Source organism: Nostoc sp. C057 (assembly GCF_013393925.1).
GTDB classification, from domain to species: Bacteria; Cyanobacteriota; Cyanobacteriia; order Cyanobacteriales; family Nostocaceae; genus Nostoc; species Nostoc muscorum_A.
On the sequence record NZ_CP040281.1, the window covers coordinates 7,284,493 to 7,306,854 of the forward strand.

At 42.3% G+C, this 22,362-nt stretch carries 17 protein-coding genes and 1 CRISPR repeat array (1 of these 18 only partly in view); of the genes, 7 read left to right on the plus strand and 10 right to left on the minus strand.

Annotated elements, in window-relative coordinates; genetic code table 11:
* Nucleotides 1-523: a CRISPR direct-repeat array (repeat unit 37 nt; unit sequence ATTGCAATTATCTTAAATCCCTATTAGGGATTGAAAC); it begins 302 nt to the left of the window's first position.
* Between the two features lie 80 nt (nt 524-603).
* From FD724_RS30785 to aroA, 4 genes are all read right to left on the minus strand, one after another.
* Nucleotides 604-2,220, minus strand: a complete 1,617-nt coding sequence (locus FD724_RS30785; protein ID WP_179075240.1) for an alkaline phosphatase — start codon at nt 2,218-2,220, stop codon at nt 604-606.
* Nucleotides 2,221-2,445: 225 nt separating this feature from the next.
* Nucleotides 2,446-3,012, minus strand: coding sequence for a PEP-CTERM sorting domain-containing protein (locus FD724_RS30790; RefSeq protein ID WP_256874405.1), 567 nt, complete (start codon nt 3,010-3,012; stop codon nt 2,446-2,448).
* A gap of 452 nt (nt 3,013-3,464) precedes the next feature.
* Nucleotides 3,465-5,087 (minus strand): IS1634 family transposase, encoded by a 1,623-nt coding sequence (locus tag FD724_RS30795; protein WP_179075241.1) that lies wholly within the window; start codon nt 5,085-5,087, stop codon nt 3,465-3,467.
* Between the two features lie 277 nt (nt 5,088-5,364).
* Nucleotides 5,365-6,645 carry a 3-phosphoshikimate 1-carboxyvinyltransferase gene (gene aroA, locus FD724_RS30800; RefSeq protein ID WP_179075242.1) on the minus strand — a complete coding sequence of 427 codons (1,281 nt, stop codon included), beginning with the start codon at nt 6,643-6,645 and terminating at the stop codon, nt 5,365-5,367.
* Nucleotides 6,646-6,986: 341 nt separating this feature from the next.
* Here aroA and FD724_RS30805 point away from each other — a divergent pair, with 341 nt between their 5' ends.
* From FD724_RS30805 to FD724_RS30820, 4 genes are all read left to right on the plus strand, one after another.
* The gene (locus tag FD724_RS30805; protein ID WP_179075243.1) at nt 6,987-7,817 is read left to right on the plus strand and encodes a DUF928 domain-containing protein; all 831 of its coding nucleotides are present in this window, start codon (nt 6,987-6,989) and stop codon (nt 7,815-7,817) included.
* Nucleotides 7,818-7,822: 5 nt separating this feature from the next.
* Nucleotides 7,823-10,051, plus strand: a complete 2,229-nt coding sequence (locus FD724_RS30810) for a CHASE2 domain-containing protein (protein ID WP_179075244.1) — start codon at nt 7,823-7,825, stop codon at nt 10,049-10,051.
* Between the two features lie 271 nt (nt 10,052-10,322).
* A complete protein-coding gene (locus FD724_RS30815) occupies nt 10,323-10,628 on the plus strand; it encodes a hypothetical protein (protein WP_114080691.1) in 306 nt (101 codons plus the stop codon).
* A gap of 662 nt (nt 10,629-11,290) precedes the next feature.
* Entirely contained in the window at nt 11,291-11,647 is a 357-nt protein-coding gene (locus tag FD724_RS30820; protein WP_179075245.1) for a hypothetical protein, read from the plus strand.
* A gap of 262 nt (nt 11,648-11,909) precedes the next feature.
* Here FD724_RS30820 and FD724_RS30825 read toward each other — a convergent pair whose 3' ends face one another.
* The 3 genes from FD724_RS30825 to FD724_RS30835 form a co-directional block, all read right to left on the minus strand.
* Nucleotides 11,910-12,257: a cupin domain-containing protein gene (locus FD724_RS30825; RefSeq protein WP_179075246.1), complete on the minus strand. Its 348-nt coding sequence runs from the start codon at nt 12,255-12,257 to the stop codon at nt 11,910-11,912.
* Nucleotides 12,254-15,148 carry a glycerol-3-phosphate acyltransferase gene (locus FD724_RS30830; RefSeq protein WP_179075247.1) on the minus strand — a complete coding sequence of 965 codons (2,895 nt, stop codon included), beginning with the start codon at nt 15,146-15,148 and terminating at the stop codon, nt 12,254-12,256. Before FD724_RS30830 ends, FD724_RS30825 begins: the two co-directional genes overlap by 4 nt.
* 352 nt (nt 15,149-15,500) lie before the next feature.
* Entirely contained in the window at nt 15,501-15,677 is a 177-nt protein-coding gene (locus tag FD724_RS30835; RefSeq protein ID WP_159402606.1) for a hypothetical protein, read from the minus strand.
* A gap of 513 nt (nt 15,678-16,190) precedes the next feature.
* Here FD724_RS30835 and gatA point away from each other — a divergent pair.
* Complete coding sequence (gene gatA / locus FD724_RS30840; RefSeq protein WP_179075248.1) at nt 16,191-17,651, plus strand: Asp-tRNA(Asn)/Glu-tRNA(Gln) amidotransferase subunit GatA; 1,461 nt, start codon at nt 16,191-16,193, stop codon at nt 17,649-17,651.
* Between the two features lie 186 nt (nt 17,652-17,837).
* Here gatA and FD724_RS30845 read toward each other — a convergent pair whose 3' ends face one another.
* Both FD724_RS30845 and FD724_RS30850 read right to left on the minus strand, forming a co-directional pair.
* Nucleotides 17,838-18,317, minus strand: coding sequence for a helix-turn-helix transcriptional regulator (locus FD724_RS30845; protein WP_114080686.1), 480 nt, complete (start codon nt 18,315-18,317; stop codon nt 17,838-17,840).
* A 365-nt stretch (nt 18,318-18,682) separates the two neighbouring features.
* Nucleotides 18,683-19,417: an SDR family oxidoreductase gene (locus FD724_RS30850; RefSeq protein ID WP_179075249.1), complete on the minus strand. Its 735-nt coding sequence runs from the start codon at nt 19,415-19,417 to the stop codon at nt 18,683-18,685.
* Between the two features lie 162 nt (nt 19,418-19,579).
* On the opposite strand from FD724_RS30850, the gene FD724_RS30855 reads away from it, so the two are divergent.
* The gene (locus FD724_RS30855) at nt 19,580-20,515 is read left to right on the plus strand and encodes an AraC family transcriptional regulator (RefSeq protein WP_179075682.1); all 936 of its coding nucleotides are present in this window, start codon (nt 19,580-19,582) and stop codon (nt 20,513-20,515) included.
* 346 nt (nt 20,516-20,861) lie between these two features.
* On the plus strand, nt 20,862-21,488 hold the full coding sequence (locus tag FD724_RS30860; RefSeq protein ID WP_179075250.1) for a PadR family transcriptional regulator: 627 nt from the start codon (nt 20,862-20,864) through the stop codon (nt 21,486-21,488).
* Nucleotides 21,489-21,540: 52 nt separating this feature from the next.
* Here the strand turns inward: FD724_RS30860 and FD724_RS30865 are convergent, their stop codons facing one another.
* A complete protein-coding gene (locus FD724_RS30865; protein WP_179075251.1) occupies nt 21,541-22,227 on the minus strand; it encodes an HAD family phosphatase in 687 nt (228 codons plus the stop codon).
* Nucleotides 22,228-22,362: the final 135 nt, after the last annotated feature.

Consider the following 22,362-nt stretch of genomic DNA (forward strand, 5'->3'; position numbering starts at 1 on the left):
CCTATTAGGGATTGAAACAGCCTTGGTGGGGGATACAAGTACAATCGCTCTTATTGCAATTATCTTAAATCCCTATTAGGGATTGAAACAATTTGCAGAAAATTTCTGCTTTGGGCCGATAACATTGCAATTATCTTAAATCCCTATTAGGGATTGAAACATTAGATAACCCTCTAAATCTGCCTCATGCTCGGAAAATTGCAATTATCTTAAATCCCTATTAGGGATTGAAACGGAAGTCTCAGAGCGCACAACACACTATGAATTGCCATATTGCAATTATCTTAAATCCCTATTAGGGATTGAAACCTTTTTGAAATGGGAACAGATGCGGATTGAGTGCGATTGTAATTATCTTAAATCCCTATTAGGGATTGAAACTCTTTGATAGGTTTGTCCCTCACAATCATTCCACATTGCAATTATCTTAAATCTTTATTAGGGATTGAAACTGTATTTTATCAATTTCAGGGGGAAACAACTCTCATTGCAATTATCTTAAATCCCTATTAGGGATTGTGAAAATGAAAACACAGATGAACACTGATAATTTATCTGTATCCATCTGTGATTATCTGGTGTCAATACCTGGGAATTAAACCATTAGACTTGTTGTATTTCGGGACGACCATCTTCAACCACAAATGAAGCCCGCTTACTAATCGTGCCAAATGGGGTTGTGACATTTGACATAACCAAATAGTCTGTCTTCCAGTTTGTGGGAGTCAGGGAACAACGAACATAGCCCCGTTGATTATTGAAAAACTTAATGTGTGGGTTATCGGGTAAATAAGCTTCAACTGCGGGGGTGGTGTCTGATCCATCTCCACCGGAGCTAATTGAAGAACAGACGAATTCACTGCCAACTGTGGCGGATTGTGGATTATCAAAGTTAGCTTTGAGATTCATCGCCCAGTGGGAATGTACATCGCCTGCTAAGGATACTGGATTAGAGGGCTGGCGCTGTCCGAGGAAAGCCATGAGGCGATCGCGCGAAGCCACATAACCATCCCATTTATCCATGCTGTAAGTTCCGCCTTCTCCTGGTTTCATGTCTCGTTGAGCAATGGGAACCTGCTGTGCCAAAACATTCCATTTCGACCGTGAGCTATTTAAACCATCGAATAACCACTGCTCCTGTGCCTTACCGGTAATGGTTGCATTCGGATCTAAATTCTCTGGGCAACGTTCTTTAGTACCATCACCACAGGGCTGATCGGTGCGATATTGGCGGGTATCTAAAACATGAAAGGTTGCTAAATTACCAAAGGAAAGCCGACGGTAAAGTTGCATATCGGGGCCAACGGGACGCGATAAGGGGCGCAGTGGCATGTGTTCGTAGTAAGCCTGATAAGCAACAGCCCGCCGTTGCAGGAAAATTGCTCGATCCTGATCTGGTTCAGTATCAATTTCTGAAATATTGTTGGCGTAGTTGTTTTCTACTTCGTGGTCATCCCAGGTAACAATCCAAGGAAATGCTGCATGGGCTGCTTGGAGATTGGTATCGGTTTTATAAAGGGCGTGACGGTTGCGGTAATCTTCTAAGGTGAGAATTTCTGTACTATTGTGCTTTCTGGGACTAGTAGTTGAGATTCCCCCTTCATAGATGTAATCACCAACATGCACTACTAAATCGAGGTCGTCCTGTGCTAGATATTTGTAGGCAGTATAGAATCCCTGCTGATAGTTTTGGCAGGAGACTAGACCAAAGTTAAATTTACTCAAATAGCTATTTGCTAAAGGTGCTGTCCGAGTGCGGCCAATAGGGCTAGCATCTTGACCAACCAGAAATCGATACCAATACCAAGTATCAGATTGGAGTCCTTCTACCACAACTCGCACTGAGTGAGCTAGTTGTGGAGTTGCAAGTACCGTACCTCTAGAGACAATGCGTCTCATGTCAGAATCAGTTGCTACTTCCCAGCGAATTGGCACATTCACTGGTGGCATTCCACCTCCCTCTAAGGGTTCAGGAGCGAGACGAGTCCAAATCACTACGCTGGTAGGATAGGGTTCGCCGGACGCTACACCCAAGGTAAAAGGATAATTGGAAAATCTGCCTGTAGCGTAGACGTGTAGCGGCTTGTCGGCAGACATCGCTCTTTGAGGAGAAAATTGGTTAGCGATCGCTAAACCAGACAATGCTCCTGCCCCGATAATTAAGTTGCGTCGTTTCATTCGACTATGCAAGAACTGCTCAAAATTCCGGTAATCTACCATTCTCTACTCCTGAGTAACAGGTAAGTTAAAGCACAGCAACAGCTAACACAAAGAAGGCAGGGTAATCGTAGGCAAACTTCATAATTAATTCCCTTACCAAAATCAGGTTTTGATTCCCAAGCTTTCTCTTATTATCAATGTGTTAGATGTTATGTTTCTACAGAAAAGCCTACTAATAAGAGATTAATTCTTGGCAAAGAAAGCGTTAATATCAACTTAACTGAGTTAGACTTTAACCTTTTTTATTGATGCTACTTTTCTCTTCATCATCAAGCCAAAGCTACAAGCAAAGAGAGCGCCAAATAAAGGTGTAGATTCAGGTACTTGTGTATAGGAAACTTTACCTGATATGGGTTCAGCATCTGGAGAAGTTCTAGAGAAAATTGTAAAATCTTCACCGATGATTTCGTAACTGATAGAACTGGCAGGATTAGATTTATCGTCGAACAAATAATCTAATGCAAAAGATGTTTTTTCTGTTAAAGATGTGGTTTGAAATACAACAGGGAAGTCTGGGTAATTCGTATCATCTTGTTCTGTGTAAATAGTAGAATCACCATCAAATTGAAAAGAGAGTGACTTAATAGTAGCTTCGGGAGTATAGTCATTACTCAGAGTTGAGTCGTCAAAGCTAAAAAAGCCATTTCCTTTAGTTATAGGACTATCAACTGTGAAAGCGTAATTAATAATTGCAGCAGATACAGATTTTGCATCTACAGTTGCAAAACCTAAAGTCAGGGTAGCAGTAGCAAGAACTAACTTTGAAACTAATTTCATCTCAATTTTTCTCACAATAAACTTCTGTAAGCAATACACACTGCAAGCAAGATATAGAAGTAGTTTTTTCTAACTTACTTATTTCCCAAATTGGCATTTATTACTGCTTTAATCCAATACGGTTCAGTTAAGGGTAAAAAATAAAAGTTGTGTAGGTTGGGTTGAGGAACGAAACCCAACATTATCAAAGCATTGTTGGGTAACGCTTACGCTCCACCCAACCTACTATTCTTCTTAACCCAAGCGTATTGTGTTCTAATCAGTAATAAAAATGAAGGATTTTTCTCTTTTTAAGAAGAGGGAATAAGTCTCCAAATATTTGGAATCACCTTATATTAGAATCCTGAGTTTAAGTAGACTTTAATTAGAGGTAAAATAACATCAAATTTAAGTTTGCAATATAAATGCTCACTAAAATAACCAAAATATTTTTATATAATGATTAAAACCCACATTCCGCAGGTTAGTTAAGAAAGAAGATAATATTTTCGACAAGGAGCGCCCAAAAACTGGAGAATCCATTGCCTTTCATGGGTTAAGTTGACGATTTGCTTGATTTGGGCGACGGTAACTAAATGAATTGACATAAAACATTGAAACACCCAACGCAAGGTGGGAGTAGAAGTTGGTTTACCCAACTGATTATCAATAGTTTTTTTTGCCCGTTCTAAGGCTTGACGTAAAGCTCTTTGACCCAGACTATAAACAAGCAAGCACAAACCCATAATCATTGCTAATGCAGCAACTCGCTCAGTCGAGTTGAGGAAGACACTGGAAGTAAAAAATAAAGGGTCTTTGAGAAATCGGAAACCACGCTCAGTAGACTGCTGTGCTTTATATTCACGTAAAACATCGTCATCGCTGAGTTCTTCAATATTGAGGACATTGGTAGCTAAAATAAATCTTCCAGCGCGTTTGGTTTCGATGTCGATAGCTATTTCCCTGGGTTCTAGCGTTGCATCAACTTGGTAGTAAAAAGTGGGGGAAGAATCAATACTAGGTCTACCACGTCCAGTATGTTTTTTTAACTCCTTAACCTGAATATTAGCCAGTTGATGTAAGGGTAATTTAGAACTGAGCCGTTGTGCAGCAATCAGAGCATCTTTTGAGCAAGCAAATTCTTGGTTTAATAACTGCCTAAGTTCAGATTGGGCAAGTGATAACTTTTTAATCAAACGTTTTTCCAACTGCTTGAGGTCAGATTCTTTTCTCGCTTGACTTTCAACAACTAACCAGGACTGTCGTACACCACCATATTCACTACAATTTGGTGCAATTCGATATCCAGGCATTGCGCTGTTATTAAATGCAACTTCTGGTATGTTTTCTAACAGCATTTTTGCAGCAGTTAGAGTAGCTGGGACTCTCGATACCCAACGCAATTGTTTCATTTGTCGCAAATTTTCTTCGGTGTAAAGTGCGGCATCTGCAACAAATAAAGCATCTATTTGCCATTGGCGTTTGAAGTCCGCGATTATGGTCGCAAACATCGCCGAGTCCGATTCATTACCGTTTCCGACTCTTAAGTACAAGGGAATATCTCCATCCCCACTGCACATCAAGTCTATGATAAATTGTTTCAGGTCTGGGCGGTGGTCTCTCGAATAGCCATAGGTAATTTCGATTCCTCCTGGTTCGCCCTTGTCTTGTGTTGCCTTGTTGATGTAATCACCATCAACGTGGAATGAACTTGAATCGAGGTGCAAACTGTCCATTTTTACCCCGAATTTACGTGCTGCACAAAGCGCAACTGTCACAAATACTTCAGTTAGTCCGACCTCATATAATTTGTCCAATACTCGACCCAAACGGTCATCGTTTAGGTGTTCTGGACGTATTCCTTCTCCTAACAGATGCTCTGTAGCTTTCCCAACAAAAAACTTTTCAAACAAATATAATGGCGCACTCACGAACCCTAATCCATTTAAAATCATTGCTTTGACAACTTGACCTGCACTAATGATTTCTTGAGAGTGAGTTCCCAACAGTCGGTTAATTTGTTCTACTAGATTCATCTCATCACAGATGCCTGCGACTATGCCGCAGTGGTCAATATCCTGTACCCTGATATCTAATGGTGATGCTGTCATGCTTCTAAAATGCAGCAAGCATTTAGGTCATTCTCAAAAATACCGCATTTATGAGCGCACCTGCGGAATCTGGGTTAAAAATGGAAGATTATTGGATTTCTCAAAAACGTTTTTATCTTAAAATGTTCGTTTGTATTAAGCCCCAGCGAATGGAATTCGCGGCTACACAAACAAAGTCCGCCTGCGCGGACTAAAAAAAATTGAGTGTGTGAAACCTACGGAGGTGGGTTTTACCTCGTGTAGATGCGGTTTCTAACCGCCCATTTAACTCAATGTCTTATTGTTCTAACATTTGAAAGAATCTGGTAAAGTAATCTGGAAAAGTTTTCGCTGTACAGCCAGGATCTTTAATTACAATTCCTGGAACCTTCAAACCAGTGACAGCAAAAGCCATCGCCATTCGATGATCGTGATAGGTTTCAATTGCTGCTGGGGTAATGGGGCCAGGCTCAATTTTTAGTCTATCTGGAAATTCTTCAACCTCAACTCCTAGCCGACGCAACTCTGTGACAACAGCTTTAATTCGGTCGGTTTCCTTATAGCGAATATGTTCTACGTTACGAATGGTAATCGGTGAACTGGCAAAAGGCGCGATCGCACCTAATGTTTGCACCAAATCCGAGATATCATTCATATCAATATCTATGCCTTGCAATTGCTTCGGCCCTGTCACTTCGGTGTAATCATCCGAAGCTTTAACTTCGCAACCCATCTGTTCTAAAACATCTAGCCAGAGAATATCACCCTGACACGATTGTTTCGTCAAATGTTTGACGCGCACTCGTCCCCCCGTGACGGCGGCGGCGGCAAAAAAGTAAGAAGCATTTGACGCATCGGGTTCTACTGTGTAATGTCGAGCTTGGTAACGTTGACCCGCTTTGATCTGAAATTGATTATCGCCGATTTGATTCACCTCCACGCCAAAATCTGCCATCAGACGACAGGTCATTTTGATGTAAGACAGAGAAACCAGTGTACCCTCAACCTCAAAAATCGTATCCTGTTGAGCATAAGGCGCAATCATCAGCAATGCCGAAAGTTGCTGACTTGTTTGGTTAGCTTTTAAACGAAAATTTCCGCCAGCGAATCCTTGGCTATAGACGGTGTAGGGCATAAACCCAGAGTTTCCCTCAAAGTTAACGGTTGCTCCACCCGTTTGCAGCACCGTCAGCATGTCGCCCATCGGCCGTTCTCGCATCCTGGGAACCCCATCTAGGCGATATTCACCGTTACCTAATGCCACCAGCGCCGAGATAAACCGTGCTGTAGTACCTGATAAACCCACAAATAGATCTGCCTGTTTCGCTGGGATATCGCCTCCCCTTCCTGTAACCTGAATCTGGGCCAGATTAGGATTCAGAGTTATGGGAATACTCAATTCCTCTAAACATTTGGCAAAATACTCGCTGTCTTCACTAAATAAGGCATTTTCTAAAATGGAGTCACCTTGTGCCAAAGCAGCCACAAGCAACGCCCGATTGGTAAGACTTTTAGAACCGGGAATTTCTACCGTGGCATCCACTGGCCGATTTAGAGCAGGAATTGCAATGGTATCCACGTTAAACCTCTACGTAGGCGGTTAGCTACAACTTTATATATTCCCATATTGTGACCAAAAGGGGGAGGGGGCGGGAAGAGGTAGGGGAGCAGGGGAAGCAGGGGAAGAATACTAACTTCTGACTCCTAACTCAGCACTAAAAAAGGAGCAAAGAGATGGAATTTTCCCTTACCTTTTAACCTTTTCCCGACATCTTGCAAAAGTTCCTTTTGTAAGATGTCTATTAATTATTGACCCATGACCAATTTCCAATGGTTCGTAGTTGAGTGAAAAATTTGATCTTGCTTTTGGGAATACTTAATTTATTCACTTGAATAATTTAGAATTCAGGCATTATCAATATGAAACGGATTAAACCATTCCTATATTTTCTAGCCTTTTCCTTACCTTTGGGTTTGCTTTCTGCTTTAACAGCACAGGTACACGCTCAGTCGTACCATCCCAACAAAACTTGGCAAATTAGTCAGGCATTTAAGCCACCACAGCGAGGAAAACCTCCTGCAAGTGCAGGAGGTTCTACCCGTGGCGGCTCTTGCCTAATAGGGAAAAAACTAATAACTCCCTTAATACCTCCAGATAAAGTAGGGCTGACATTTGCTCAACATCCAACATTTTTCTGGTATGTACCTCCATTTCAAGTTAAAACAGCTAAGTTTGTGCTGCTAGCTGAAGACCAGAATGTATTTTATGAAACGTCTTTTAAGCTTCCTGCTAAACCTGGAATTATTAGCTTCAAACTTCCTGAGAGTTCCCCCGGACTTACTGTAGGTAAAACTTATCATTGGTATCTAACAATTGTTTGTAATACTCAAGACTCCAGCGACAATCCGACTGTAGAAGGTTGGGTGGAACGCACTCAACCAGGCTCATCGTTGTCGGAGGCATTAGCAAAGGCAAATGTGTACAAGTTACCCACCATCTATGCAGAAGCTGGGATTTGGCATGAAGCGCTGACTAGTTTGGTGCAGCTACGCCGAACTGAGCCGAATAATTTTAAAGCGAGGCTGGATTGGAGACAATTTTTCAAGTCTGTAGGTTTGAGTGCGATCGCTTCAGAAGCATTGATCGATTGTTGCACATCTAAGAGAGAAGGGCATGGAGCTAAAGCAGAATTTCCAACTCCCAACTCCCCATTCCCAACTCCCCGCTCCCTATTCCCCACTCAGCACTAAATCTTATGTGGGCAAAGCTGAAATCGCAAATCTGGCAATGGCGTGGTGTTTTACTTGCTGTTCCCAATATTACAGCCCTGGTGATTGCACTACGCTTGACTGGATTACTGCAATTGTTGGAATTGGCAGCACTAGATCAATTTTTTCTCCTCCGTCCACAAGAATCGCCTGATACCCGCATCGTCATAGTTGAAATTAATGAGGCAGATGTCCGCAAGCAGGGACAGTGGCCTATGTCTGATGGAAAACTTGCCAGTTTGTTAGAGAAAATCAGACAACAACAACCCAGAGCGATTGGTTTAGATATTTATCGTGATTTACCCGTCAATCCTGGCCATGAAGCTTTACTTAAGGTGTTTAAATCTACTCCAAATTTGATTGGAGTCCAAAAAGTCTCTGATACTGTTGATAGTTCGGCGGTTGATTCGTCTCCAGAACTAAAGCGACTCGATCAAATTGGGTCAAATGATTTACCCATAGATGGGGATGGCAAAATTCGGCGATCGCTATTATACGTAAATTTAAATAATGATGAGATTCTGGAAAGCTTTGGGTTAAAGCTGGCATTGTTGTACTTGAAACCTGAAGGCATTACCGCCAAGCCAGCAGCAACTAACTCTAATTATTTGCAGTTAAATCGTGGCGTTTTCCCGATTTTTGAAGCTAATGATGGGGGTTATGTCCGAGCAGATGCGGGAAGCTACCAAGTGCTGTTGAACTATCGAGGACGGATACAGCAGTTTACTAAAGTTTCTCTGGGCGAAGTACAAGATAAGCCCATTCCACCAGACTTAATGCGGGACAAGGTGGTGTTAATTGGTGCTACTGCTGAGAGTTTGAAGGATCTATTCTATACGCCTTACAGCAGTAATGTCTTGACTGATCCAGAACGAATGGCGGGTATAACAATTCATGCTAATTTGATTAGTCAAATTTTAAGTGTGGCAATGGATGGTCGTCCGTTGATTAAGTGTTTACCTGAGCCGCTAGAATGGCTATCAATTTTAATTTGGTCAATTATTGGTGCTAGCTTGTGTTGGCTACAACGCCACAGTAGCAACCAGAAAACCCTTATGGCCGTTAGTGTTTTGCTAGCAGGTGGCGGTTTAATTGGTGGTAGTTTTCTAGCGTTTTTGGCTGGTTGGTGGATTCCCGTTATACCTTCATTGCTGGCATTTGCTGGTTCTGCGATCGCACTTACTCAGTATATTGCTCAAAGCGCTACCGAGATGCGAAAAACTCTCGGTCGCTATCTAACTGATGAAATCGTCGCCAATATCCTAGAAACTCCTTCTGGGTTAAAGCTAGGGGGAGAACGAAGAAAAGTTACGGTTCTTGTGTCTGATTTAAGAGGATTTTCGGCTATTTCCGAACAATTGCCACCTGAAGAAGTAGTAAAGATTTTGAATCTTTATTTGGGAACAATGACAGATGTGATTAATCAGTATAAAGGCACGATTAATGAGTTTATGGGTGATGGCATTTTTGTGATATTTGGTGCGCCAATTAGCCGCATAGATGATTCTCAAAGAGCGATCGCTTGTGCTATTGCGATGCAATTGGCAATGCAGCAAGTAAACGAAAAAAATCAACAAATGAATTTCCCGATTCTCGAAATGGGAATTGGGATGAATACAGGGGAAGCCGTAGCCGGAAATGTAGGTTCTCAAAAACGCGCTCAATATACAGTTATTGGCAGTCATGTTAATTTGGCTGCTCGAATTGAATCTTATACAGTGGGAGGACAGATTTTAATTTCTGAAAATACCTGTAAAGATGCCAATATTGACCTCCAAATTGCTGGACAACTACAAATAGAACCCAAAGGGATGAGACACCCTGTGACAATTTGTGAAATTCGTGGCATTGGCGGTAAATATAATTTATTCTTGCCTGAAGATAATGAAGAAATAATCATTCTCAATCAAGAAGTACCTGTAAAATACACCATTTTGCAGGGAAAATATGCAGTGGGCAAAGTATTTCTGGGAGCATTGATTAGCCTCTCGGAAAAAGGGGCACAATTGCGATCGTTAGATTCTTTAGAAATATTGAGTAATCTCAAACTCAAGCTATTGATTGAAGCAGAAATGGCTACAGAAGAAGAACATATCTATGCCAAGGTGATCCAACAGTCTAATGTTGACAAGCATCTTTTTCTGCTTCGGTTTACAGCCGTTCCGCCAAAAGCGATGGCAATGCTCAATGCACTGCGTCAGCCTGAGTCAGGTTAGGGCATCAATATTTAAATGGTAACGAAGGGAGGTGTATATAAATCAGGTTAACTGAAAAAGTAGGTAGTTCAGATTTTTTTAAAACAGTAGCAATTGTTGCTGATGCAACCAAGCGATCGCGGTAAGATTTTGGACTTAAGCCCGATCCAACTCCAATAACTCCTTAATAATTCGTAATTTTTAATTTATGCTATAGAGCAACTAAGTTGAGTTATGGAGATAAAAATATGATTTTTTCTAAAACTGAAATTCAATTACATCCAAAGGACAAATGACGAACATAAACAACTTTCAAAGACTTGTAGAACTTGCAAACGAATATGGGATTATTTGCCAGCCAACACCAGAAGAATGCTTAATTGCATCCTTGCCTGGAGATGAAGATTTTTTATTAGCTTTTACTTGGTCTGGTGCAGTTGAAGGAGAGCCGCCAGAGCATGAATTAATAGCAATTAGTGTACAAGATATAGTTAAAGAAGTTACTGTTGCAGCTTGGCAGATTCCTATTTATTTATTCGGAAACGTTTTAAGACAGGCTCAAATGCTTGTTGCTGCACACAAAGATTTTTTTAGCTAGCAGATAAGCCTCAATATTTTTTGCCCTTCGAAACCAAAAAGTTTTGAAGGGCAAATTTTCGGGTTTTTAGGTAGGGGAAATTCATGAATTGCCCCTACCAGAGAAACTTGTTAAATTTACTAGAATTGCTGTAGTTAAGAAAAGCCCTTTCAATATATAGATATAAGAGGTTGTTTGAAAAGTAGTTGGCTGTGATTTTAGGCACTTATTGATCCCCCCTAACCCCCCTTAAAAAGGGGAGAAATGGAATCAAAGTCCCCCTTTATAAGGGGGATTTAGGGGGATCTACAGGGCGAACGCACGGGATTTCTGAAACCCTTGCTGGGCAAGGATCTTGATGAAAAAATAGGCTAAATTAAAAAACGCCAAAACCCTTGCTATTAAAGGATTCTTATACTTTAGATGCGTTTGCCCTGGGGGGATCTAAAAGGATTTGATACATCACTAAGAACTTTTCAAACATCCTCTAAAGTTTTTCGTTGATTAACAGAAGACGGAGATCGGAAAAAGCACATGGTTCACTGGGAACTATTTACCGCAGATGATATCCAGATGAACTTCCCCAGTGCTGATATCTTAGTGATATTCCTGATAGACTTTACTTGCACTGTAAGATTTAATCGGATAACCTGAGCGATCGCAATTGTTTTCTAAGAAAATCAATGAACAAATTCCTACTGAGTTTGCTTTCTTCTCCTGTGCTGATTAGCTCCATTCTCTCTATGGGAGTAATGCTGAATCAAGCACAAGCTATAGAGCCACAATCAGCAACCCAAACCACAGACCGTCTATCTTGTATCCGCAATAAACATAAAGTGGGTTTAGTATGTGCCAGGGCTTCTGTATTGGCTCAAATTCCTAACTATCAGCGTGAAATAGAGTTTTCTAAAGAAGATGCTCCCATGTTGGAGTTCAATAACGAAGAAAGCGATATGGCAATCGACTTATTTGGTTGCGACTGTGCTGCTTGTATAAATTCTTTACGTCAGATGCGTGGCGCAATGCCTTTGGTATATTAGGATTCTACAAATTTATCTTTGTTTTAAGCAATATCCACAAGCTTTAGTGAGGGCACAACATTGTTGAACCCTCACTAAAGCTTTTGATATTTCAATATAGCCATTTTCAATCCGGTGAGGTACAAGTATGCAAATAGACCTAACCCCCTAACCCCCTTCCCGAAGGCGGGAAGGGGGAAAAATTCAAAGCCTCTCTCCTTTTAGGAGAGAGGTTTGGAGAGAGGTCAAAATTGTACTTCACGCTTGTCGATAACCGCTATAATTACGCTGATTTTTCCACACGCAAACCAAAGTAGGTCAAAACAAGCTCAGTTGAGCCAGTATTGACAACTTCATGTACCTCTCCCACTTCTATCGCCACGCAATTCCCTGGAAGCAGGGGGTATTCTGTACCATCAATATGAATTACTCCTGAACCAGCTTCCACAAAGAATACTTCGCACATATCTTGATGCGCGTGTGCTGGTGCGGTTTGTCCGGGAGCAAAACGCGCTTGAGAAAAGTTAGTTAGGTGAGGCAAATCGCCGAAGCGTAACATTACCTTTTTCTTGATTTCGGGATTGTGAGAGACAGACTCTTCTGGCAAGTCTTTCAGAGAATTGGTAATCATTCGGGTCTTAAATCGTTAGATAATTCCACAATACCCCTAGACCCATCAATCCTTACCCGTTGACCATCTTGCAAAAGCCATGTAGCACCCCGAACATCCATCACAGCAGGAATACCGTATTCACGAGCCACGATCGCACCGTGAGAAAGCCGTCCACCAACTTCGGCAATTAATCCCCCAGCCCTTAATAACAAAGGGGCCCAGCCGGAATCTGTGTAAGGTACTACCAGAATCGTATCTCGATCAATCTCCGGCACGTCTTGTAAATTTCGCAACACCTTCACCCTGCCTTCAGCTTGCCCGTGACTGGCTCCAATCCCTTGTAAAATTTGGTCAGAGTAGAGTGCAGAAGGAGCTAAGGGGTGGGGAGGTGTATTGCCGTAAACTAAAAGTGGAATTTGAATGAACTCGCTATCTTGGACGAATTGCGATCGCCTCGATTCCACTAACTTATCTAACTCTTCAATCAGCCTAGAATCGTCACCCTCGACTAAACGCCGCACTTCATCAAAGTTGAGAAAAAAGATATCTCCTGTTTTCTGGAGTAAGCCGGATTTTAACCAAATCTTCTCTAAAGCTACAAAACTCCAACGCAATTCAGCTAACAACCGTGAATAAACTTCGGTAACTCGCCCCTTAATATCCACACGCCGTTGGACAAAAGAACGTTTGCGTTTACCAGCAAAGATGCTATTAATCGCATCTTTAGCGCCCGATTGTGGTTCGTTCCCCTGCATTAATTGCACAAACATCTGCTTAATCATCTGGGGATTTTCCCGCCAAGTAGGAACGGAGATATCAGTTCCCACTTCACTTAAATAGCCGTAATCCTGAAGCAATTCGTCAAATTCTTGCAGGATTTTCTCTCCTTCTGGGGTTTGCTTTAACTGCTCAAATACCTGCTGTGGTTCAAACTCAAGCAATACTTGCTTGGCATCTGTGGCTATTGCACTGAGCGATCGCAATGCCGCCACTTCTGGAGTCACGCTATTATCAATTTGGCCATCCTTCACCCGAAAAATCGCCTGTCGGAGGGCAGCACTTAAGGGGGCTAAAATGCTGTAATATGTCCCGTGGCGCAGCAACTCCAGAATAAAGTCAATTCTGATTAGCAGCTTGGCTGGTTCCAAACTCTCTACATTTTCTTGCGCCAACTGCGACAACCCAGGAATAAACCGTTGGTGATAATCCTGTTTGAAGTCTTTTTCTAAATTTAATTCCCGCTTCAGCAACCTCCCTAGTCCTGGCAAATTCTCCCAAGTTGACTGCAAGGACGGTTTACTTAATTTAGCTCCTCTGGTTAAAAATTCCAGACTTTCCGGCGGCAATCCCATGCGGAGAAAGATATTTCCTAAGAGGGATGCGTTAAAATAAGCTCTGGAATAGTGCAAAGTTGCTGTTTCATTAAAATCTAATCCCAAAGCGCGATCGCCCAAAACTAGAGTAAAAAAGTCTCCCCAAACTCCACAAGTTAAGGGACGATTAATTGACCATGTTAAGGGGTGAATTACTCCAGGAATCACTTCAGCAGCGATTTTGCGTGTCCATATTGGTAGTAAAGTGGTGATCGGTCGAGATTGCAACACCCACAGCGTTTGACCGTCGTAACTCCATTCAATATCTTGAGGAGTGCCATGATAACGTTTTTCGAGTCGGTAAGCTAAATATGCAACTTGCTTAATTAATGCTTGGGGAACTCGTCCTTCACCCTCTAATTGCACAGAGGAAGATTTTTCTGTTTCAACGACAAAAGCGCGATATTGTTCCGGTGTGACTTTTCCCGAAACGATTTGCGTTGGACTCCCTGGAAGGGCTTCAATGATGATTGCATCACCTTGCTGAGTAATGGGATCGCGGCTGAAAGCAACGCCGGAATATACACTTTGGACTTGTTGTTGAATCAAAACAGCCATTGCTGTATCACTTGAGCCGCGATCGCGCCGATACTGTACAGCAGATGGATGATTGTAAGAAGCTTGAACTTGCGCGATCGCTTGCTGTAATGCCTCTGGGCTAGTAACATTTAAAACTGTTTCATATTGTCCAGCCGCAGAAGCCTGTTCTGAGTCTTCGCCAATGGCGGAAGAACGCACCACCAAAGGGGATAATTCTGATGGCTGGAGAAATTCTGTCAACACTTTTGGATCGTCGATTGGCGCTAGTACCCATCCCTTCGGCACTGGATAGCCCCAGCGCTTAATTTGGGATAATGTAGCCGCCTTTTCTCCGACAATAGCAGCATCCAACTCTTCATCTAAAGAAACCATCGCGCTATCGCCCCGTAAAAATTCCAACATCGCTTGCGATTCTGTTTGTGCCTTTTGAACTGGTAGGTTCATATCATCTGGAATGTTTGCATAAATCCAGGCCATTAAACCAGCTAAAGCCACAGCAGCAAGCATTCTGGGGATATCGCTTAGATGCAAAATTGCTACAAACAGTGGAAAGAGAAGCAAAACCCCAAATTTGACTGCCTGTTTTGATGGCAGAATTGTAAAGCTAATACCTGCAAAGAAAGAAACAAATATTGCCACCAGGGGATCGTGTACGACAAATCCCCAGACGACATTTGTTGTACCTGCTCCTCTGCCTATCCAGTATCTACCAATTACCAGAGCGATGAGGGCAATCAATTCCCAAAACGATCCCTCTGGGAAGAAAAGACGGGTGAGGAAAACTGCCGCAATTCCTTTAAAAGCTTCTGACAAGACTGCCAGAATTCCGACAAACTTACCACCGTGATAAAAGGCAGCTGATACACTAATGTTTCGTGTACCAACTTGTGATAATTGCTTACCCGTAAGCGCGTAAGCTATCCATGCAATCAGGGGTAATCCGCCCAAGAGGGGGCAGATAATTAAAATAACTAAAACACCCCAAGGTTCAAACATTCTGGATTTTGGATTTTAGATTTAAATTTTCCATCTAAAACCTCAAATCTAAAATCTAAAGTTTTTCTGAAATTTTTGATGGTAATTAGGGCGCTTTTAATAGAAAGAATTCAGGATTCAGGAGTCAGAATTCAGAATGGATTCGAGTATGGCACAGGGATGAACACAGGGGTTTAAAACGATCAAAATCATAGATTTAGTGGTCTACGATTAGGTAGTAGTTTGAATCATCAAAGGAAAAGCATTCTGAATTCTGGATTCTGGATTCTTCGTCAATTATTAGTCATGGAATGGACACTTGGCTAAGACGGAAACCGTTTAAGACAAGTGCCCTTCTAGACTATTAATGGTTTTAGTTTAGCGCATAGGCAGCTTGCAGCGCCCAGATGATGAGAGCAGCGATCGATCCCAGAAGCAACACGGTAGAGATAGTGACTACTTTTGGGGAATCTGCACCCTCAAACTTCATAATTCCTCGATTTAAGTCGGACATAGCTTTGTAATCCTCTCTTGTTGGAGCATGAAACATTTGTCCGTTTTGATTGTAGTCCCTCTATTTACGGATGATGTTAAATTCCTTATATTATTTTGTTTAAGTCTCGCAATTTTTCCAACCCCACAATTACTTATTTCTTGAGAGGTATCAGTCTTATTTATGAATAGTGGGGAGTAGGCAAGAACAGGAGACAAGGAGACAAGGGGGAATGGCACGCTTGAAAAGCTGAAACCTCCTTGCTGGCGGGGTGTGGGAGGTGTGGGAGGATGGGGAGGCAATGCAGCATTTGTTGATATGCAGTTATTCAATTTCTCCTCTTTCTCCCCACACTTCCCCCACTCCCCACACTCAAAAAGCAAGTTATATCAGGGCTTTGCGATTAACAAGCGTGCCATTCGGGAGAAGGGGTGAGAACTTGAAACAAGTCTTTCCCCTTGTCCCCAATTCTCCTTGTCCCAAAGTCCTCTTCCCCATTCCCCATTTCCCATTCCCAATCTCAGTCAATATGTACTAAAATCAATGACTTGAGTCACAAAGAGAGCAATCATGGCATCCATCCGCGAGTTGCACCAACAACTAGTTAAAAAAGAACGTTCTGCCGTTGAAATTACCCAAGAAGCTTTAGAGCGCATTGAAGCGTTAGAGCCGAAATTACATAGCTTTTTATGTGTTACCGCAGAACGGGCATTAGAGCAGGCGGGTGCTGTGGATGCCAAAATTGCTGCCGGGGAAGAAATCGGGCTACTAGCAGGCATTCCTGTTGGGATTAAGGACAATTTATGTACTAAGGGAATTCCTACCACTTGCGCCTCCCGAATTCTAGAGAATTTTGTGCCGCCTTATGAATCAACGGCGACGCAAAAACTGGCAGATGCTGGGGCGGTAATGGTAGGCAAAACCAACTTAGATGAGTTTGCAATGGGTAGTTCCACAGAAAACTCTGCCTACCAAGTCACGGCTAATCCTTGGGATTTGTCACGAGTTCCAGGTGGTTCTTCGGGGGGTTCGGCGGCGGCGGTGTCATCCCAAGAGTGTGTAGTTGCTCTCGGTTCTGATACCGGTGGTTCAATTCGTCAACCTGCATCTTTCTGCGGTGTGGTGGGGATGAAACCAACTTATGGTTTGGTTTCTCGTTATGGTTTAGTGGCTTACGCTTCGTCTTTGGATCAAATTGGGCCATTTGCAAACACAGTAGAAGATGCGGCAATATTATTAAATGCGATCGCAGGTCACGATCCTAAAGACTCTACCAGTCTAAAAGTTGCCATTCCCAACTATGCCAGCAAGTTCAAACCAGACTTCAAACCCAGAGGTCAGCTAAGGATTGGGATCGTTAAAGAAACTTTTGGTGAAGGTTTAGATTCTGTAGTGGAACAAGCTGTTACCAAAGCAGTAGACGTATTACAAAGTTTGGGAGCAGAGATTCATATAATTTCCTGTCCCCGCTTTCGATATGGCTTACCCACTTACTACATTATCGCCCCGTCTGAAGCGTCAGCAAACTTGGCTCGTTACGATGGCGTTAAATATGGCTACCGCGCTCCTGATGCCGATAATCTACTATCAATGTATACTCGTACTCGTGCCACTGGTTTTGGTACAGAAGTCAAACGCCGGATTATGATCGGCACTTATGCCCTTTCTGCTGGCTATTACGATGCTTATTACCTGAAAGCGCAAAAAGTCCGCACCTTAATTAAGGAAGACTTTGAAAAGGCTTTTGGCTTGGTTGATGTGTTAGTTTGTCCCACATCTCCCACTACAGCATTTAAAGCAGGGGAAAAAACTACTGACCCCTTGAGTATGTATTTAACTGACTTGATGACTATTCCTGTGAATCTTGCTGGTTTACCTAGTTTAAGTTTGCCATGTGGTTTTGATGACCAGGGTTTACCAATAGGATTACAGCTAATTGGCAATGTACTCCGAGAAGACCAATTGTTTCAGGTAGCTTACGCTTATGAACAAGCTACTACTTGGCATCTGCGTAAACCACAAATATCTTGAATTTGTCATTTGTCATTTGTCATTGGTGATTAATTCTTATCCTTCACTCGCCACTTCCTCTAAGTAAGTTAGCAGAAATAAACCAATTATGTTACGAAACGTAAACAGGCTTAAAGTCTTTACTAATGACCAATGACAAAGGACAAATGACAGCCTTGCCAGCTAGCTTTAATTGCGCCAACGTACTTACTTTTCTGTCAATTTGTTAGTATTGCTGACTATTGACTGTTGATTATTGACTTCTGGAGTCAGAGATTCAGATGTAATTTGTGGTGGATTAAGTATATGTAAAAGACCAGCAGATGCAGCTACTAATAACAGAATGTAGGTAACGACAAGAGGTATGTATGTATTTGGTTTGTTGTCAGAATTATTATGATCGTTCTTGGGGTCTTGGCGGACTACTGGATTGCTTATAAGAGTATGTGATAAAGCATTTCCATCCAGTCCTAAAGCATCTCCATAGCGACGGATGAAGCCTTGAAGAAAAATAGGCTCAGGTAATTCTTCAAATCGTTCTTCTTCTAAAGCGTGCAAAACACCTGCTCTAATCAGTGTTTGAGCGGCAATTTCTTCTATGCGTATGGCTTTTTCTTGCCTTACTTGTCGTAAATGTGTGGTTATTTCCTTTAGCTGCTCTACTTGAGCTTGGTTTAAGAGTGTCACTGTCTTCTCCTCTATGGGCTAATTCTACTATTCATATAGTGAGAAGACTTAAAATGGCATACGTATTTTTACTAGATATTTGATTTTCGTGAATTTTTTAAGAAGAGTTGAAATCTAGACTTAAAAATGCTATGGCTGCCGAGACTGATATATTTTATGTTATAAAATATACTTTTTGCTAAATAAAATAGGGCATAAAAGTTAATAAGCTGCAATTTATAATACAAGTATTTTCTAACTACTACTCTGGGCTGGGATAATTGCCGCGATCGCTCCAAGAGAAGGAGCAGGGAGAAAATTCCCCTCCTCTGCACCCTTCCCCCTGCCTTCAATACCCACATTCCCTTTCACATACGTTCCTAGCCTTAGAATGGGCTTGCCGTCGGGCGAACAATCACTTCATTGATATCAACATCATCCGGTTGGGATACAGCATATAATACGGCTCTAGCGATCGCATCTGGGGTGAGTGCGATTTTCCGAAGTTCTTTCAAGAAGCCTGTTGCTGCTTCGTCTGTGATATCAGAACCGAGTTCAGTTTCAACCACGCCAGGGGATATTATTGTCACGCGAATATTTTTCGATTCTTGACGTAATCCATCGGATATGGCCCAAACAGCAAATTTTGTTGCGGAATAAACCGCACTGGTAGGCCCCACCATGTGCGCGGCGATGGAGGCGGTATTGATAAACTGTCCACCGCCTTGCGCTTCCATGATTGGTAAACCAGCAGCAATACCATTCAATACGCCGTGGATATTCACATTAATCATGTTGTCCCACTCCTCGACTTTCAAGGCATTCATCGGCGATAGAGGCATCACACCTGCATTGTTGAAAATGACATCGACACGACCAAACTTATCTTTGGCGAAGTGAATGAACGCTTTCATATCCTCACGATTCGCAACATCCACCGCTTTGAATTCCGCTATGTAACCCTGGTTACGGATCTCCTCGATAATCTTTTCTAGCTTTTGGGTGCGCCGTGCCCCTAAAACGACTTTTGCACCATTTTTAGCGAGTAACTTAGCGGTGGCTTCACCAATGCCGCTACTGGCCCCAGTGATAGCAATGACTTTATTTTCTACGTTTAACATGGTTATTTTTCCCTCTGTTGAGGTTAATTTAAATTTTGGATGTGTTCATCGTATGAGTAAGTGCAAAGGTTTGGAATACACAGACCTCGCGCTTTATTGCCTAATTCTCCAAATCGATGTTCTACAATGCCTACAAGACGATGATTAAATTAATCGAAGAACATTGTGACGATCAAAATCATCAACCAAGTCATAAACCAAAGTGCGATCGCTCATCAATGTCAAGAATTGGCGGCACTAGTCACTCGTCACACTGATGGCAAAGGGGACGGTTTTCATAAAACAGCTATTGAACAGCTGGAATTTCAGCGAGAATCTTCTGCTTCCACCTCACTACAAGGTGTCTGCGAACCTATCTTCGCCATCCTTGTTCAGGGCAAAAAGGAAGCGTTGCTGGGTGAGGAAACCTATCGTTATGGCGCGGCTCAATATCTGGTAGTGTCGGTTGATTTGCCATTGAGCGCATTTATCGTTGAGGCAACCCCAGAGCAACCCTATTTAGGATTCAAGCTGAATCTAGATCCACGTCAACTCTGCGATATTATTACTGCTCAAACCAGTGAGATTGAGGAGAAGAAGAACTCTGTCAGAGGCTTATTTGTCAGCACCATCGATGCACCGTTGCTCGATTGCGCTATGAGACTGACACGGCTTTTGGATACGCCCCAGGATATCCCAATTCTTGCGCCGATGATTATCCGCGAAATCTATTATCGCCTTTTAATGGGTGAACAGGGCGAAGCTGTCCGCCAAATAGCGACATCTGGCAGCAATATGCAGCGTATCGCCGAGGTAATAAAACTCATCAAGACTGATTTTACAAAGCCGATGCGGGTTGAGGAGCTAGCTGGGCAGGCAAGTATGTCTTCTTCATCTTTCCATCACCATTTCAAGAAAGTGACATCGATGAGTCCGCTTCAATATCAAAAGCAATTAAGACTATTAGAAGCACGTCGTCTAATGCTTGCCGAAAACTCTGATGCAGCGAATGCTGCCTATCAGGTGGGTTATGAAAGCCCCTCACAGTTCAGCCGCGAATATTCCCGTATGTTCGGTGCGCCGCCGATCAGGGATATTGAACGTTTACGCACAGCCTAAGAGACGCGATCAATCGCCGTCTCTACAAGTGTTTTGGTCTTATCTGAACTGTATTGATAGCAACACTATGAGCGAGTCTTCTCCCTTTGGAAGCTTTGCCCCGCATTTCTCACAAGCTGCTTTGCGTATAAGTAATAAGTAATGAGTAATAAGTAATAGGTTAAGAATTTTACTCATTACTCATTACTCCTTACTCACTACTCCTCCATTCAAGGTGTGGTGAGAAATCCGGGTTTGCGTTGGCACAATTGCTTACTTCAAAAATCTTCATCAAAATTCTATTCCGATATATCGTGATATATTCCGATATATCGTATATTAGAGAAAGTTGATTTGAGATTGATTTATGTTTAGAGACTTTCGTTCACGCTTTGGTACACCTGCATGGGCAGGAGTTAACGAAGACGATTTCTTGCTTGTCAGGTCTTGGTTTGGGCATGGTAGACATCATGGTAGAGATCATGACAAACACTTTGGTAATGAAATGTTTGGTCGTGGTTGGGGAGATGAACATCGGACTCGTCGGGGTGACATCAAGTTCATCCTGCTGGAATTGTTATCCGAGCATCCTAGTCATGGTTACGACCTGATTAAAGAGATGGAAACTCGTTATGGTGGTTTCCGTCGCCTTAGTCCTGGCTCAGTGTATCCCACACTCCAATTGCTGGAAGAAGGGGGTTATCTCAAGAGCGCGCAGGAAGGTGGCAAACGCATTTACACGATTACCGATGAAGGTAGAAAATTATTGGCAGAACGTGCCCAACAAGAAACTTCAGATACTCCTTGGGATACCGTCAAAAGTTTCGTGACAGGTAAGCCCCAAGAGTTTATTGAGTTGCGGAATGCTGCAACAGAATTAGCTGCTGTTGTAGTGCAAGTTGCTCGTAGTGGCAATGTGGAGCGAATAAACCGGGTGCGTGAGCTTTTAGAGCAAGTTAAACGAGAAATTTACGCGATTTTGGCGGAAAAATAAGTAAAGACGCAAAAATTTGCATCTCTACTCTCAATATTCTCAGATTTTGCGTTTACAGGTTAGAAGCGATCGCACTTAAATCTGGCTCAATGAGTGAGTTGAGCAATGTCCACAACTGCAAATCAGTAAAATCTGGAATTGCCATAAATGCACCGACTTCTTGTAAAGCTTGCGGATCATGGGTAGAAGCGATGCCAATAGTGCGGATATCTGCGCCCACCGCCGCCCGAATACCAGAGGGAGAGTCTTCTAATGCGCTCGCTTCCTCTGCTGTAATTGCCAATTTATTCAGGGCGACTTGGTAGGGTGCAGGGTCAGGTTTACCTGCTACACAATCATCCGCTAAAACAACTGTATGGAAAGCTTCTTTTATTCCTAATACTTCTAGCATAAATTCTGCATTTAACCTAGGTGCATTAGTTACTAATGCCCGCTTTAATTGATGTGTCTTTGTCCATGCTAGTAGTTCAGAAAATCCATCCAATGGTTTAAGATTCGAGGCGAGTTTGCGGAAAAACGCCTCTTTTTCGTCTGCAAATTTCTGCCCTTCTGCTGTTGATAATTGTGGCAAAATATCCTTAACAATTTCTGGATTTAGTCGCCCACTAATTCGGGATTTATAAAATGTTTCGTCAATTTCTATGCCATAATTTAACAGCATTTCCTGCCAAGCTCGGTAGTGTATGGGGTCAGTATTGACAATAGTGCCGTCGAGGTCAAAGAGAATTGCAGCTAGCATGATTTTTTGGTAAAATGTAAATAATTGTTAACTTAATTTAAATAGTTTACATTGTTTTTTTGCCTTTATACAGCGCAAAAAGCGATAAATTAATCTGCTAAATCCTAAAATCTATACTGGATAAGCTATGTCAAG